Source organism: Nocardia pseudovaccinii, assembly GCF_050942345.1.
GTDB lineage: Bacteria > Actinomycetota > Actinomycetes > Mycobacteriales > Mycobacteriaceae > Nocardia > Nocardia pseudovaccinii.
This window is the reverse complement of the sequence record NZ_CP192074.1, coordinates 6803676-6818964: the sequence shown is the minus strand read 5'-3', so window position 1 is coordinate 6818964 and position 15289 is coordinate 6803676. Positions and strand designations below refer to the sequence as shown.

Here is a 15289-nt window from a genome sequence, read left to right as displayed (position 1 = left end):
TGAACGAGTTCTGCACTGAGCTGGACGGTTGAGCAGTGGGTGGGTGTTCAGCCGTCGCCCGAGGACATCCGCCGCGACCGTTCGGGCCGCGACCGGCGGGCCGGTTCGCGTAGAAACGTCGGGTCTCCTCGACGACGGGCAGCAGGCGCGGATCGATCAGATCATTCAGCCGGAATCGCATCGAAGCCCACGGTATCGCAAGTGGGTCTGTTCGGTCGCTGAGGCTGCGCGGACTAGGGGGTAGGGCGCTCGCGGCGGTGGGGGAAGGGGTCAAGGGCGACGTCAACCTCCATGATGGCTACGTATTCGGCGCCGTTTCCGTACATCACGTGGGGGGCGTAGCGGCGGCCGCCGGCGGCGTGGAGAAGTTGGGAGGACTTGGGGGCAACTACGTCGCGGTCTCGGCCGATCGCGGTGCGGTCCGTGGTGAGAGGGCCTGCGGTGTCGACTTCTTCGACGGTGATTTCCAGGTGGACGTCGTCGGTGCCGTCGAAGACCAGCGTCTTGTCCGGGTCGGAAGCGAACTTGTGGCGCTCACCCATCGAGAAGGTGATCTCGGTGTCCCCGACGCGGGCGCTCGGGCGGCCTGCGGTACCCGGCTTGCCTTTATGGATTCGCCCGGCGACGTCGATTTCGTCCGGGTCTTTCTTCGACCAGTGCTCCAGCACGCCGCGGGTGAACAGGCCGTCGGACAGTTCCAGTGCGTGCAGGTACTTCAACCGGGCGGTGGTGGTGCGGACCTTCCTGGTCAGCTTGTGGGTCACTGTCGACATGCCGAGGTCGGCGGTGATCGCGAAGTGGTCCGACAGGTCGATGCCGCGCTCGAGTTCGTAGGGCCACACCTGCATCCCGGTGACGTGGGCGGTGATGCGTTCACCCTGGTCGAGCAACGCCAGATCGATCCGCGTTCCCTTTCGCGTCGATACTTCGGTGCGGCGGGGGCGGCCGGGTTCGTAATTGCTGTCGCTGTCGTGGGGGCTGGTGATCGGGTCGGTGTGGTCCGCAGTCGCGGGCAGCCATCGCTTGTGTTCGAGCCACAGGTCGTCGGCGTCGGGCAGGTTCTTCGACAGGATCTCGCGGCCCGTCGCCGCATTGGCGTCGATATTGAAGTCGCCGACGGTGACGACCGGCAGGTCGAGGTCGCGCACGCCCATGATCCAGGAGTCGAGGTGGCGCAGCTGGGCCTCGCGTTTCTCGGCCGCGCCGGTGCCGACGCCGGCGTTGGTCGGCCAGGCGCAGTCGAAGTTGCCGTTCTGCAGGTGGGTGCCGACCACGTAGAACGCCGGTCCGTCGCTCGGCGAGACACGCACCATCGACGCGCCCTTGTTGGCCCAGCAGTCGACGCCGCAGCACGACCGGTAGACGGTGCCCCACACGTCACCCTTGTGCGGTGCGTCGGCCAGCGGGGGTGAGAGGGGGTGGCGGCTGAGGATGAGCAGCCCGCTGTCCTCTTCGGGGTCCTTCTCGTCGGGGCCTTCCACGCTGTGCGGGAACTTCGCCCTGACCGCCTTGATGAGCTGGGCGCGGTCGCTGTTGCCCATCATCTCGGCGAGCACCACCACATCGGCGGTCGATTCGGACACCCTGTCGATCAGCACCTTCAGTTGCTTGGCGCGGCCGCGCCCCCCGTAGACCTTCTTGTCGACGATCTTGACGCCCCATATCGTCCCCGTGAACCGGTCCTGCGTGACGCCGAGGACGTCCACCCCGATCAGCGCGGTGTTGTAGAACATGACCTGGCGAGGTTTCTCCGCCCTCGAAGTGATTGTGCCGCCCTCGAATTGGCATACCGTCTTGTTCTCGCTGAACTCGGGCAGCCCGACGGGATAGCCGAACGGCCCGCGCTGCCGATGCGACCTCGTCCACAGCCCGTACACGCCGCCCTTCGGGACCGCGCCGACGACGCGTTTGCCGTTGTCGTGGGTGTAGCGGTACAGGACGCCGTTGGTGAAACGGCGGTAGGTGCCACCGATATCGTCGGTCGAAGCGGCATCGCTGGTCGCCTCGCCGAGCCACGCGTGGTCGAGGATCGCGCGGAGGCCGGTGACGCCGTACCACCCGGCGAGCTTCTTCAGACTGACGGGATACGTCGCCGTCGACAGCTTCGAACGAACACTGATGGACATGGCAGAGCCTCCGCCTAGCTGCGCTATTGCAGACTGATCAGGATCGGGACCAGACCCCGGCCATCGGTCAAGGGGCCCAACGCCTTTCCGATGATGGTGCCGAACGCGCGCGTCGGGTCGGTGGCCTTCATCGCGTAGCCGAGGCTGTGTGCTGTCGTGAGCAGATCGCCCACCCGGATGCTGCCGAAGCTCGCGTCCGCCCGGCACGACACTTTGCCCATGACCGAGATGGGCACTCGATGGTCGTCGGGTTCGGCGCCACGGTCGAACACGAGTCCGGGCCGATACCGACCGGCACCGGAAATCACGCCGACCACCGATTGGTCGTAGGCGCTGGTACAGGGGGTGAGCTTGCCGTCTTCACCCAGCACCATGACCATTCCGGCAGCCACGTCCGTGCCGGTGGCGACCTCGAAATCCTCGGCCGCGTCGGCGTTGCTGAGAATGATGTCGCCCTTGTCGCCGTCGAGTTTGATCTGTTCCTCGTTCTTCCCGTCCTTGACGACGATGCTGCCGCGGACCTGAATGGTGCCCGGTGCCTGCTCCGCGCCGACGATCAGCAGGGTGAACGGGGCGTCGAAGATCTGGCCCGCGGCGAACTGAAGGACCTGGACGGCCTTCCCGGCGATCTCCCGGTGCATGGTCAGGCTGCCGTTCTCGTCGAGCCGGGCCAGGACGTCGCCGCCCGCGTGTTTCAGCACCAGATCATGACCCTTGATGATGACATCTTCGTTGAAGTTCGGCATCGCGCACCTCCTCGGTCGCACCCGTCTGGCGACGGTGCACCCCGGACCTCATCGTGCGAGGTACACGCCGATTTCAGGTGATGACTCCGATTGTCGGTCCGGGGCTGGGCACTCGGCGCGAGTAGTGCGGTACTCGATTCCGCGCCCACCGCCTACGGCAGTGCGCGCACGGCGAGCGCGGCGTGGGCGCGGACATCGCCGGAGGCAGTGCTGTGTCGCACGAGGCATCCGACCCGGCCACGCCCGCAAAACCGCCATGTTCCACCTCGCAGCCGCCATGCCCACCCCAGTCCTGGCCGAACTACTCGGACTCTCCCCAACCACCGCGGCCCGATGGGCCACGGTCTCCGCCCAACTTGGGCCCACTACACAGCCATGCGCGCCAATAGTCTCGGGTTGCGATAGTCCCGCTCCACCGACAGAGTAGTTCCGTCACAACCTGTGGGAGGAGCGGGAACGACTGAAGTCCCGCGAGCACAGAGCATCGACGCACTCCAATTCGAGATCGACAGCAGCTGGGTCGGCAACATTTAGGTCGACCGCGATCGCATTCGGAATGCCGAAATTCGGCCAGCGGGGTGACGTCGCGGGATTGCCGGGGGGAGGGTTTTGCGCAGGTAGTTGTCGTCGTCTTCGGGTAGGCCGCTACTCGTGTGACGGCATTGGCCGAATCCGACACCGAAGCCACGCAGGAGATTTCGATGACCACCAGACCAGTTCACTGCGCATTTCCGATTTCGTCGGGTTTTCGGACCCCGCAGCGGCCCGATCACGAGGGCATCGACTTCGCCGCACCGTTGGGCACGCCCATCTTCGCCCCAATCGGCGGCGTGGTCATCGAGGGTGCGGATCGGCCGGCGGGATCGGTGTCGGGGTTCGGCAACTGGGTGTGGCTCGGTGCCTAGGACACCCATGGCGTCGATCTCGTCTTCGGGCACATGCGCCACGTGAGCATCCTGGTGAAGCGGGGCGATCGTGTCCGGGAAGGCGAGCAGATCGCAAGTGTGGGATCGGAGGGCGAATCCACTGGTCCGCACCTGCATTTCGAGGTGTGGGGACCGCCCGGCCGTCTCGGCGGCGACGCCAGGAATCCTGAGGATTTCCCCCAGGACGCCGTAGACCCCGGCGCACAGCCCGGCCCTGGCACGGACGGGATCGCTCCCGAGGGTTTCCCGTTGCCGCGCGGGTTCTATTACGGGCCGCTCGAAGGCCCTGACTCCGCCATTCCGGCCGCCACGGCAGCGAGCGCCCCGAGTGGATCACGGGGCTGAAGCGGTGGCAGCAAGCGCAGGCGGTGCCACAGACCGGCGTCTATGTCAAGGCCACCGCCGATGCGGCGCGGGCAGTTCAGCTCGCCCACGGGTTGACGCTGGACGGGCTGATCGACCCGGCGACGTGGCGCGCTGGGATCACCGGCCCCGGACCAAGAGCACAGCCGAGCGAGCGGCTGCAGCGGCTGCAGCTTGTCGATCACGCGGCGGCGCGTGCGGTGCGGGCTGACGGATATCACGGGGCGGTCCGTTATCTGGTGGACTCGCCCGAACGCGGCTTGGTCAACAAGAAACTCACGCCAGAGGAGGCCGCCGGATATCTCGAGCTCGGGATGCCGCTGGTCAGCAATTGGCAGAAAGGCAAGCACGAGACCGCGGATTGGCGCCGGGGTTTCGACGGCGGTGTCGCCGATGCCAGGGCCGCCGAAGCATGGCACCAGCAGTGCGGCGGCCCGCCCGAGGCACCGATCTTCTTCTCGATCGATGACGATCTATCGCTATCGGAGTGGAACAGCCTGGCCAGCCATTATCTGCGCGGCGCCGCGTCGGTGCTGGGCAAACAGCGCGTCGGCGCATATTGCAAGTATCTGGCCTGTGACTGGGCGGTCCAGGACGACGTGGTCGGCACCTGCCGCGACGGCAGCGGGAAACGCTACCTGTGGCAGCCCAACACATGGCCGGGCGTCGCCGACTGGCAGGCACAGAAACAGAACGGGTCGTATCACTACCTGGTCGATGACAACCACGTTATCCACCAAGAACGCCGCGTGGGGCGTGCGGGTGCATGGTTTGAACGACGACAACCATGCTTCGGTGCACATCGCCATGGTCGGCACGTCCGGTGCGATTCCGCGGTGGACCGGCCCGCCGCCCAACCTCGAATCGAACCCGAAGCAGCGCCAGGCGTGGCTCGAGCACGACAAGATGCTCGACATGGTGGCCTACACCATCGCCAAGGTGTCCAAGGAACACGACATCCCCATCGAGCGGGTCGATATCGCCGGTGTCGGCAACGACCTGCACGGTGTATCGAGCCACAACAACTACACCTACGGATCGGTGAAACTGAAAGGCTTCAAGGACGGCACCCACTGGGATGTTCCCGACACCTTCCCATACGACGTCGTTCTCGCCGCGGCCAAGCAGTACGCGGGCATCCCCGACGACTCCGACCGCTTCCCACTGCCGGACGGACACTACTGGGGCCCACTGGAGGGACCGCAGGAGTCGTGGTCGAACCGGTACGGAAACGAGCCGCAATCGTCGAAAGACGGGCTGAAGCGCTGGCAGGCGACACTCGGCATCCCGCAGACCAGCGTCTACGACGACGCCACCCGCGACGCCGCGAAAACCATGCAGCAAGCCAAAGGCTGGCCGGTCACCGGCCACGTATACGCCGGGGAATGGTACGGCGTCATCACGGACGGCTGGCGACTGCCTGCCCCGCAGCCAGCGATGCTCGCCACCGGCGCACGCAAGATCGAAGACGCGACCGGACCCGGGCACACCGACCGATTCGGAATGGCCGCAACCGATCTCGGGGTGATGACCCGGACACCATCGGGGCGGATTCTCGCCGTTTTCGGCGACACCTTCCGCGACCCCGCGGTCGGCAGCGCCGACTGGCGCTCACCCGTCGCGCTGCTCTCGGACACCACAAACCTGAACGACGGCATCGAGTGGCACGAAGCCGCCGGACCGGATCCGCACTACGCCCGCCAGCTGTGGCCCTACGACCACACGGACGGGACCACCGCACTGCCCTCCGACGTCATCACCATCGGACCCGACATCTTCCTACACGTCATGATCAACCACGGCCTCGGCAACGTGGTACGCACCGAGATCTGGACCTCCTCCGACGACGGCAAGTCCTGGCAACCCACCGGCGCACAATTCGACGCGGGTCTGCACGACGGCTTCGCGCAACTATGGACGTGGGCACGCGACGACGACGGATGGGTGTATGTCTTCTCGACGGGATTCCAACGCGACAAGGGCATCATCTTGCGCCGCGTCCGTGAGGACCGGATAACCGATCCCGATGCCTACGAAGGTTGGGGTTGGCGTGACGGACAATGGAATTGGGGCAATCCGCCGACACCGGTTCTCGAACGCGAGCCCTCCGCATAGAAGTTCGGGGAGATGTGCCTTCGCAAGATCCAGAACAAGTGGGTGCTGGTGAACTTCGACGCCTCCACGATCGGCGGCTACGACATCGACCTGCGCATCCTCGACACCCCCACCGACAACCTGTACCTGGCCCACAAAACCACACCACTGCGAGGGTCGGCATGGAACGACGAGGGTGGCGACAAGATGGCGCAACTCTACGGTCCGAGCATCATCCCCGGATCCACCCTCGACGCCGGACTACACCTGCTGGTGTCGCAATGGAAGACAGCCGACGGATGGCCCTACCGCGCAATGCAATTCAAGGTCCCCCGTCGGATAGAAGCCCAAACCTGGACGAACCGCCACCTTTCGGACGCGTCCACGTGCTCACGGGGCGGGGGGCACGGCGCGATGCGGAGGGTTCGCCCCTCGGTTGCGGCAGGTGAATCGACGGGCACGCCGGGGTGCCAGCGCCATTGCCCTGCGATGCTGCTGCACTGTCACTGCCTACCCCACCATGGTTCGGCCCCAGTCACCCACAATGGACTGGAAAACGGCTGTGTCGGCGGCGAGAACGAGCGCGTGCCCGGCACCGGGAATCGAGTAGTAACGTACGCGTGTCGCAGGCCATGTGCGACAGTACTTTCGCCGTATGGGGCTGACCGAGAAATGCAACGAGTCGCCCGTGCCGGCGGGTGGCGACCATGTCACATCGGGTCTGGCGACCATCGAACAGGTCGGTCGCGGAAAGGTGTTCGCCAGCACTACTGGCCTTGTGGTGTTTTTCGTCGTCGTGCAGGCCACGATGGCCTTCCAACTCGGCGAGCGCACAGCGCCGGAGTGTCACACGGCGGCGCTGCTCGGGTTGCTCGTCGGTGCGATGTTGGCGCTCGCTGCGCCGATGGCGACCTACCGGTACTACGTCTACATCCATTCGCTGAACCTGGACGACAGGTACCGCCGACTCGCGCGCCTGGTGTTCGTGTGCTCTCTTGTCCTGTCCGGGCTCGACGCGCTGGTCGAGGTGTACCTGGCGCAGCGGTCGGCGTCGGAACCGGCATCGTGCGTCGGCACGACGCCGATCTTGATACGAGCGCAGTCGGGCCTGCACATCTTCTTCGTCCTGCTGGCGTTGCTGGTGGCCGCGATCATTTGGTACAGCGGCATCAAGTACCGACTCGCCGGTCAGGACGCATCCCAAGCCAAGTACACCGAGACGGCGACCGCCCAATCGACGAAGGGCGGACTGATCATCTGCTGCTCGGGCGGCGGCATCCGTTCCGCATCGTTCTGCCTCGGGGTGCTGCAGGTGCTGCGCGGCCGTCACCTCTATCAGACAGCCGATGCCGTGATCGGGGTGAGCGGTGGCGGCTACATCGCCTCGGCGATGCACATCCTGCAAGGCAAGTTCGACGACCCGTACGCGATCGGGTCGTCGGAACTCGCACACCTGCGGCGCCAGACGCGTTACCTCATGCCGCGCGGTACCGACAAGTTCCGCGCCGTGTTCTCCTTGCTGTACGGCATAGCCGTCAATGCCGCGCTGATCGGGATCGCGTTGCTCGCGATAGCCTGGTGGCTGGGCTGGCTGCTCGACGACCTCGACGTCCTGGTGCGTACCGGCGATGGCCTCGAACTTCACCTGGTCCCGGCCGGTGGCCTCTGGTACCTGAGTATCGCGCTCGGTCCGTTCGCGCTGGCCGTGTTCGTGTTCGTCGTGGAGAAGGCGTGGGACCGCCTGGCTCAGGTTCCGGACAAGATGCGCAATGCGTTCGCGAAGGTGTCGCGCCTGCTATTGGACGTCGGCGTTCCCCTTGCCGTGCTGCTCGTCGGTGTCCCGGTCGGCTTGTACCTGTTGAGCAGGATATCGGTGCAGCAGAGCGGCACCCTGCCGGATCTGCTGGTCACCCTCGTCGACCCGGGTGACAAGGGGGTACTCGCGTTCGGCGCGACCATGGTGGCGCTGCTCGGCCTGGGCCGCTCGGCGTGGAAGGGACTCCACACGCAGTCCGAGTCGACCAGCCGGCTCGGCCGCGTCATCCGGGTGGTGCGCGGGCAGATCGCCCCGTGGGCAGGTAGCGCACTCATCATTGCGCTGGCCACCGTCCTGTTGCTGCGCTGGACGAACATCTTCGCCACCGACGCCAGCGCTCGATCGAACTGGTCGCTCGCCTGGTGGATGATCGGCATCGCCGCCGCAATCAAGGTGTTCACCGACGCGAACCGCACCTCGCTACACACCTACTATCGGGAAGCGCTATCGAAGGCATTCCTGGTCGAGAAGGACCGGAGATCGAAAGAGGCAGTGCCGCTGCCGTACAGCACCGCGCTGCGGTACTCCGACTTCAGCCAGCCTGTCAAGGGCGGTCCACGGCTCGTCATCGCGGCCGCCGCCAATGCGAACGACGACGCCTTCGTCCCAGCCCGTCGCGGCTGCGTGCCGTTCATCTTCGATCCGGCCAGCACTGGTGTCGTCGGCGACCGCGCGCTGCCCCGCGACGGCCTCCAAAAGACCGCGGCCTACGAGCAGGACGCCGATTGCATGCATCGTGACGTCACGGTGCCCGCCGCCATGGCCATCAGCGGCGCCGCGTTCAGCCCGCTCACCGGCCGGGAGAGCGCACGCACCCGGCCGGTGCGGATTCTGCTCGCACTGCTCAACGCACGCCTGGGGGTGTGGCTACCGAACCCGTACTGGCGACCGGCCCCGCAGGGCAAGATCCGCGCGAAAATCCCGGCGGTATTCAGTTGGGCGGACAAGCCCGGACCGTACCGTCTGCTGCGGGAGGCGTTCGGCAACCCGTCGCTCTACGACAGATGGCTCTATGTCACCGACGGCGGGCACTACGACAACCTCGGGCTGGTCGAGGCGCTGCGCCGGCAACCCGCGGCCGTGCTCGTGCTCGACGCGACCAGCGGCCCCGACGACCGGTTCTGTGCACTCGCCGAGGCGGTCGCCACGGCGCGTATGGACCACTGCATCGACATCGAACTCGATCCGACGCCGATGTTACGTGGCAAACAGAAGCGGGCGCCGAAGGCTTGGACCCGCGGCATCGCGCAGCACCATGACGGGACGACCACCGACATCTACTTCCTCAAGGCGCAGCTGACCGGGAACCTCAGCTGGGATGTCGAGAACTACAGCACGACGCATCCCGACTTTCCCTACACCTCCACCGGTGATCAGCTCTATGGCGAATGGGACTTCGAGGCGTACCGGGCCCTGGGGTACGAACTGGCCGAGCAGGCATTGGCGGACCGGGTGTTCGCTGGGCTCCTGCGAAAGCCCTCGGCCACAACACCGGCTCCAGATGCGCCGAGTACGGACGGCGAATCACCGGAGCCGACCGATTCTCGGCCCCCGGTGGACGCACCGGTGTGACGTCCGACCTGCCGGTGACCGGCAGCCATATCCAAGGTGTCGCAAACGAGCTCGGTGCGCAGGTGGTCCGCGATGGACCAGCCGACGCGCGACGGGAGAACGCATGCAGTACAACCACGCAGTAGACTCAGCCCTCACGGGTGCGTTGCTGGGCGATGTCCATGCACCACAACAGATCCGAGGCATCGACGGGTGTAGCGCCGATTGGTCAGATCCCGGATGCGGTCGGCCGCAGGATCTCGGGTCGTGCAGCCGCGGCGGCGCCTAAAGGCGCTGGGCAGGCCCGCGCGCTGCATTACGCAGCGCGCCCGACCGGAGTCTGACCGCTGAGCACGCCCACTTATCGGAGGCCAACTCCATGGGGCTGCTCACCGATGTGGATGTTGGGATGGGCGCTCTTTTCGGCTGTCGACGAGAGTCGGTCACGTCTACCGGTGAGCAGAGGGTAGAACTCGGTGGTGTCGGGGCGATCCGGTGGCGTACTTCTACCCCACCTCATCGGCGGCAACGAGCGCGAGCGGTGACGCCGGGAGAGGCGCTGGTACGGGGGTTGCGGGAATACCGTCGCGGCCGCATCGGCTTACATACGGGTGGGTAAATCGTAGCCAGATCGTAGAAAACAGGGGATACCGCCACAGATGCGCAGGTCAGGGTGGGATAGAGTTTATCGGTCATGAATTCGGCACAAGGTTTCGCCTGGATCCCATCGTTGACCGACGGAACCCGAAAAAACCCGTTTGTGCAGGTAGGCCGATTTTGATCATCCTAGGGCGGCTCGCCGTGTCCCATCATTTCCCGGCGTGACTCGGCGCTAAGAGCGTGTCTCACGTCGCTGTTTTCCCGGCTTTCGCGAGTTTCTTGTAGCAGGTCAGTGTGGCGGCGAGGGTGAGGAAGCCGAGGTAGTGGGTGGCCTTGCGGTCGTATCGGATCGAGAGCCGGTGGTAGCCGAACAGCCAGGCGATCGACCGTTCGATGACCCAACGGTGGCGGCCGAGTTTCTTGCTGGATTCGATGCCCTTGCGAGCGATGCGGACGGTAATTCCCCTGTCTCGCACCCATTTTCGTAGTTCGACATGGTCGTATGCCTTGTCGGCGTGCAGTTTGGTGGGTTTGCGTCGCCGCGGTCCGCGTCGGGACTTGATCGCGGGGACGGCTTTGACGAGAGGTTTGAGCGCGTCGGCGTCGTTGGTGTTGGCGGCCGATATCGCCACCGACAGCGGCAGGCCGGCACGGTCGGACATCACGTGGATCTTCGAGCCGGCCTTGCCCCGGTCGACGGGGTTCGGGCCGGTCATGGATCCCCTTTTTTCGCCCTGACCGATGCCCCGTCCAGGACCGCGCGTGACCAGTCGATCAAGCCTTGGCTGCCCAGTTCGTCGAGGACCGCCCGATGCAGGCGCCGCCACAGACCGGCCTCGGTCCACGCCGTGAACCGGCGATGCGCGGTGGGCACCGTGACCCCGAACGACGGTGGCAGATACCGCCAAGCGCATCCGCTGGTCAGCACGAACACTATCGCGGTGAACACCGCCCGATCATCCATCGGCGCGGTACCCCCACCCTGCGGGCGCGCCTCGAACCGCGGAATCAGCGGTTCAGTCAACGCCCACAACTCATCCGGCACCAGGCGCCGCGAAAGTTCGTCCACCACAACATGATCACAGGATCAGACCCAGATCCACGTGAGACACGCTCTAAATCGTAGAAAAATCGTAAATCTGGGTCGGGCTGTTGTGCGCCCGGCAACGCAGCAGTCGATGATGCCAGCCGGAGCGTCGCTGGTCACGCGGGTGGTCGCTGGGGTGTTACGTCAAACGAGTCAGCTCGTCCGTGACCGCCGAATCTCGCAGTTCTGATCACCAGCCGCCGCCCCGTGCCTGGTCGATAGTGAGGCGCCTGAACGGCCGCCTCTGGCCGCTTCGGAGCGGTTCACCAACCCGAAGTTCAAGGCGCGCACCGGCACGACGAACAAGATTTCTGGCCAAGGGCGATAGGAGGCGTTCCGTCTGTCGTTCCCACGCATGGTGTGCGCCCTGGAGGGGGCACGTCGAACAATGAAACGGGGACGACCTGCGGCCTCGGATGGGCTGGCGGGTGTAGTGATCCAGGGCATCCGAAAGCGCACAGCCGACTTTCGGTGCGTCCTATGTGCGGCATAGAAAGACGTTCAGCGTCTGCTTACGTTGCCCTGGTAATCAGTCAGGAGTCGCGCCGCCGCGTCTGCTATGAACGCGGATAAGGCATCCTCCACCGCACGCTCCCGGGATCGGAGATCTGTTAAATTCTCGGCCTTGATCAGATCGTTGACCTGGGCCGTCGCTGCGTCCAGCAGTGGCTCGGGACGCGCGGATACCAGCTCCAGACGCAGCTTCGCGGCGTGTGCGAGACTGCCGAGCCGGTCGGCCTCTCCGTACGCCGCAGCGGTATCGCCGGAGTCGGACTTTCGGAGCCAAAGAGTCACCAGACCGCGCCTGTGGTCTGCAAGCGCTGCAGCGCACTCACTGTAGGCAGCTATCCGCTCTTGCCGAAGACGTTCAGCGCGTGCAATGTTCTCTGCTCTGATGGCATTTCGTCGCTGAAACCCGTATGTCGTAACCGAGCCGAGCAGTGTGCCGACAACAGCAACGACGCTTGCCCAGACAGCGCTCATTTGACACCCCTCGATCATGATGCAAGCCCAAAGCGGTTGCTGCTCAGGCTTGCTCAGGACGATCCGTATGGATGATCAACCTAGCTCCGAATCATATCGGCGCCGAGTGGCCCAACTGCGCATACAAGAGCCGGGACCCGCATTGTGGCCTGGCCTATGGAGATCGGCTCCTTCTGCTCGGAAGCGTTTGATCAGTGATGGGTCGGTGCGTGAGGCGTCGTAGTGCGGCGGTGGCGGGTGGGCGGCCCCATGTGGGCTGGCGTGAATTCACGTCGGCAGGTGTTGTGAAACACTGCTGCGATAGCCATGTATTCGCTACGATTCTGGTCGTTCCGGTGAATCGGAATGCTCATCGACGGCGCAAGCGTCCATGTAGCCGCCGTTCGCTGTACACCGGACAGGGAGTTCCGGCTGGAGAACCGACTCCCGTGTCCCTGGGCCAACACGATCAGCCTGGCAAAGGGAGCCAGAATGAAGCGAACCGACGCAACAGCTCCCGCATTCGAACTTCTGTCCTACGTCCGTGCGGCAGGCTTCGTCTCTGTGGACCACTTCATCGCGACCCTGCGAGTTGATCCGCTCGCCGATACAACCCAGTTACCACCTCTCGCTCCGGGCCTATCTTCTCGCCCCGGACGGCACCGCAAGTAAGGCTGCCGCCGATTCGCTCTTACCGTCGAACCTGAGCGACGGCGAGGTCATGGGGTGTCTCTGGCGGAAGTTGTCATGGGCGCGATCGCGGTCATTGATGGCGTGGGCTGCGGAGTTGGTTTGCTGTGGTGAGATTTTCGCGGACCGCGGTCGTTGTTGGGTGGTTGGGTCCAAGGACGCGTTCGCAGTCGTTGAGGGTGGCCTCGAACATGGTGATGGCGTTGTCGAGTCGGTTCGCGGATCGGTAGGTGCTCGCGAGGTTGTTGCGGGTGGCGAGTGTGGCGGGGTGGTCGGGTCCGAGGATTCGTTCACGGTCGGCAAGCGCGGCCTGCAATACGGAGATGACATTGTCGAGTCGTCCGGCGGATCGATAGGCGTGGACCAGGTTGTTGCGGGTGATGAGGATAGAAGGGTGGTCGGGACCGAGAACTCGATCGCTGTCGGTCAGCGTGCTGGTGTAGAGAGCAATGGATTCTTCGAGTCGACCTGCGGACGCGTAGATCCCGGCGAGATTGTTGCGGGTGGTGAGTGTGGCCGGGTGGTCATGCCCCAGGATTCGCGTGCTGCCGGTGACGGCGGCTTCGAATAAGGGAATGGCTTTGTCAAGCTGTCCGACGGCCTCATACGCGTAGGCGAGGTTGTTGCGGACCTTGAGGGTGTCGCGGTGATCCGCTCCGAAGGTCCGCTCGATTGCCGTCAGTGCCCCTTCCAGTAGCGCGATCGCTTTGTCGAGTTGCCCGGCGGAGCGGTAGGCGCTGGCGAGTTCGCTGCGGATCCGGAGACTGTTCGAATGGTCAGTGCCGAATATCCGCTCGTGCCCGGTGAGCGTGGCCTCGAAGAGAGGGATGGCTTTGTCGAGTTGTCGGGCGGATTTGTAGGCGCGGGCCAGATTGCTGCGGGTAGCAAGGCTGTCTGGATGGTCGGGTCCGAGGATCTTGTCACAGTCGAGGAGTGCTCGGTGTCCGAGCCGGATTGCCGCAGAACCGTCCACGCTGGAGTTCGTCATGCGGTGAACCGCAAGGATCCGCATCGACAGCGCGGCACGAACGACGTCGGAGTCTGCGCGCTGGCGCAGGGTCGTATCCCATAGGGCCTCAACGTGACTCGCAGCGGTTGTGACCACTGCTGGTTGGGTGCGTGCGACCAGTTCATCGTCCAAGTCGGGGCTGATGATGGCAAGGGCTGTATTCGCGATGGCCGTCTTCTCGCGCGGGGTGGTGATCCGTTGTTCTCGTATGACTCGTGCTGTCAGGCGGTGCATGGTGAGCAGGTCGCTACCGACGGAGTAGGACAGCACCGATCCCCGAATGCAGTGCTCCACTGACGTATTGACCGCCTCGGGCGACTCGGGTGCGAGTCGCTGCAGCAGAGGAGTGCTCACGCCGTGAGAGGACAGTACGGCGATGAGTCGAAGCACAGTATCGGTGAAGTCGGTGGGCGTGCCGTGGCGGACGGTGTCGACGGCCAGCAGCAGCGCGGTTTCGGTGTCGAGTGGATAATGCTGGCCGTCGCGACGCGGTACGGCGGTGCACAAAGGCTGGGCGTCGAGGATCTGGAGATACCGCTGGTAGTCGCAGGTGTCCGGGCGAGCCCGGATGGTCGCTGCCGCAGCTGCCATGGCCAGCGGTAGATCGCCGAGCCGTTCGGCGACGGCGGCCGCACCCGTATTGTCGGTGAGCCCGGTGCGGTTGTTCAGGTAGGAGATGGACTCCAACCGGGTGTAATGGTCGACGTCGATGGGAGTGCCGATTTCTGCGAACTGCCGGTCGGGGCTGGTGATGATCACCCGTGTCGAGCCGAGAGATCGAAGGAAATGGCCCAGCCGTTCGGGATCGGTGGCGTTATCGAAAACGAGCAGTGCGGGACCTGGTCTGCCGGCGAGGTGTTCGCGCAGTCTGAGTGCGGACTCACTGCTGTTCCCGTCCGGGTCAGCGATGCCGAGGCGTTCGGCGATGCGGTCCAATCCCGCGGACAGTTCCAGCTGGGTTTCGGCATTGAGCCATCCGATAACTCCTCGACCCGCGGCGATCGCTTGCCGAGCACACGCGGCCGCGATCTGGGTTTTGCCGACGCCACGCATCCCGGTGAGTGCACAAACCGTGATTCCGGACGAGTCGCGCAACACCTGCGCTACCCGCTCGACTATTGGACGTTCGATGAAACCCACTGGGGTAGAGGGGATGTCACCGACCACGACCATTGCGGCGTCGGACGGGCTGGGGTGGATGACGGTGTAGTTGGTGCGTTGATCAATATGGATGTCGCGGGCCTGGATGTGGGAGAGGTCGGTCGATGAGGGGCGCTCCGGCCATGTCGGCGCGGCGGCATCAGGCACCGCCGCCGCG

General features: G+C 65.0%; 7 protein-coding genes and 3 pseudogenes. 5 read left to right on the top strand and 5 right to left on the bottom strand.

From position 1 onward, the window contains the following. Nucleotides 1–233 precede the first annotated feature (233 nt). The gene (locus tag ACQPZ2_RS30620) at nucleotides 234–2126 is read right to left on the bottom strand and encodes an endonuclease/exonuclease/phosphatase family protein (RefSeq protein ID WP_433521631.1); all 1893 of its coding nucleotides are present in this window, start codon (nucleotides 2124–2126) and stop codon (nucleotides 234–236) included. Between the two features lie 23 nt (nucleotides 2127–2149). Continuing rightward, nucleotides 2150–2872, bottom strand: coding sequence for a hypothetical protein (locus ACQPZ2_RS30615; RefSeq protein WP_433521630.1), 723 nt, complete (start codon nucleotides 2870–2872; stop codon nucleotides 2150–2152). Between the two features lie 701 nt (nucleotides 2873–3573). On the opposite strand from ACQPZ2_RS30615, the gene ACQPZ2_RS30610 reads away from it, so the two are divergent. From ACQPZ2_RS30610 to ACQPZ2_RS30590, 5 genes and pseudogenes are all read left to right on the top strand, one after another. Next, nucleotides 3574–3777, top strand: a complete 204-nt coding sequence (locus tag ACQPZ2_RS30610) for a M23 family metallopeptidase (protein ID WP_433521629.1) — start codon at nucleotides 3574–3576, stop codon at nucleotides 3775–3777. An 18-nt stretch (nucleotides 3778–3795) separates the two neighbouring features. Next, nucleotides 3796–4143, top strand: a pseudogene (locus ACQPZ2_RS30605) (M23 family metallopeptidase); the annotation flags it as partial. Continuing rightward, nucleotides 4131–4841, top strand: a pseudogene (locus ACQPZ2_RS30600) (glycoside hydrolase domain-containing protein); the annotation flags it as partial. The pseudogenes ACQPZ2_RS30605 and ACQPZ2_RS30600, both read left to right, overlap by 13 nt. A gap of 37 nt (nucleotides 4842–4878) precedes the next feature. Further along, nucleotides 4879–6522: pseudogene (locus ACQPZ2_RS30595) on the top strand (DUF4185 domain-containing protein); the annotation flags it as partial. Between the two features lie 388 nt (nucleotides 6523–6910). Further along, entirely contained in the window at nucleotides 6911–9643 is a 2733-nt protein-coding gene (locus ACQPZ2_RS30590) for a hypothetical protein (RefSeq protein WP_433521628.1), read from the top strand. Nucleotides 9644–10467: 824 nt separating this feature from the next. Here ACQPZ2_RS30590 and ACQPZ2_RS30585 read toward each other — a convergent pair. From ACQPZ2_RS30585 to fxsT, 3 genes are all read right to left on the bottom strand, one after another. Further along, a protein-coding gene (locus ACQPZ2_RS30585) for an IS5 family transposase (RefSeq protein WP_433520531.1) occupies nucleotides 10468–11294 on the bottom strand; the annotation gives its coding sequence in 2 pieces (ribosomal slippage) (nucleotides 10468–10944 and nucleotides 10947–11294; 825 coding nt in all). 516 nt (nucleotides 11295–11810) lie between these two features. Further along, a complete protein-coding gene (locus ACQPZ2_RS30580; protein ID WP_433521627.1) occupies nucleotides 11811–12104 on the bottom strand; it encodes a hypothetical protein in 294 nt (97 codons plus the stop codon). A 931-nt stretch (nucleotides 12105–13035) separates the two neighbouring features. Beyond that, entirely contained in the window at nucleotides 13036–15279 is a 2244-nt protein-coding gene (gene fxsT, locus ACQPZ2_RS30575) for an FxSxx-COOH system tetratricopeptide repeat protein (RefSeq protein ID WP_433521626.1), read from the bottom strand. Between the last annotated feature and the right edge of the window lie 10 nt (nucleotides 15280–15289).

What these genes read in the sequence shown, in the direction of transcription:
- ACQPZ2_RS30620 (WP_433521631.1), bottom strand. Translation starts at nt 2,126, where the DNA reads ATGTCCATCAGTGTTCGTTCGAAGCTGTCGACGGCGACGTATCCCGTC.
- ACQPZ2_RS30615 (WP_433521630.1), bottom strand. Translation starts at nt 2,872, where the DNA reads ATGCCGAACTTCAACGAAGATGTCATCATCAAGGGTCATGATCTGGTG.
- ACQPZ2_RS30610 (WP_433521629.1), top strand. Translation starts at nt 3,574, where the DNA reads ATGACCACCAGACCAGTTCACTGCGCATTTCCGATTTCGTCGGGTTTT.
- ACQPZ2_RS30590 (WP_433521628.1), top strand. Translation starts at nt 6,911, where the DNA reads ATGGGGCTGACCGAGAAATGCAACGAGTCGCCCGTGCCGGCGGGTGGC.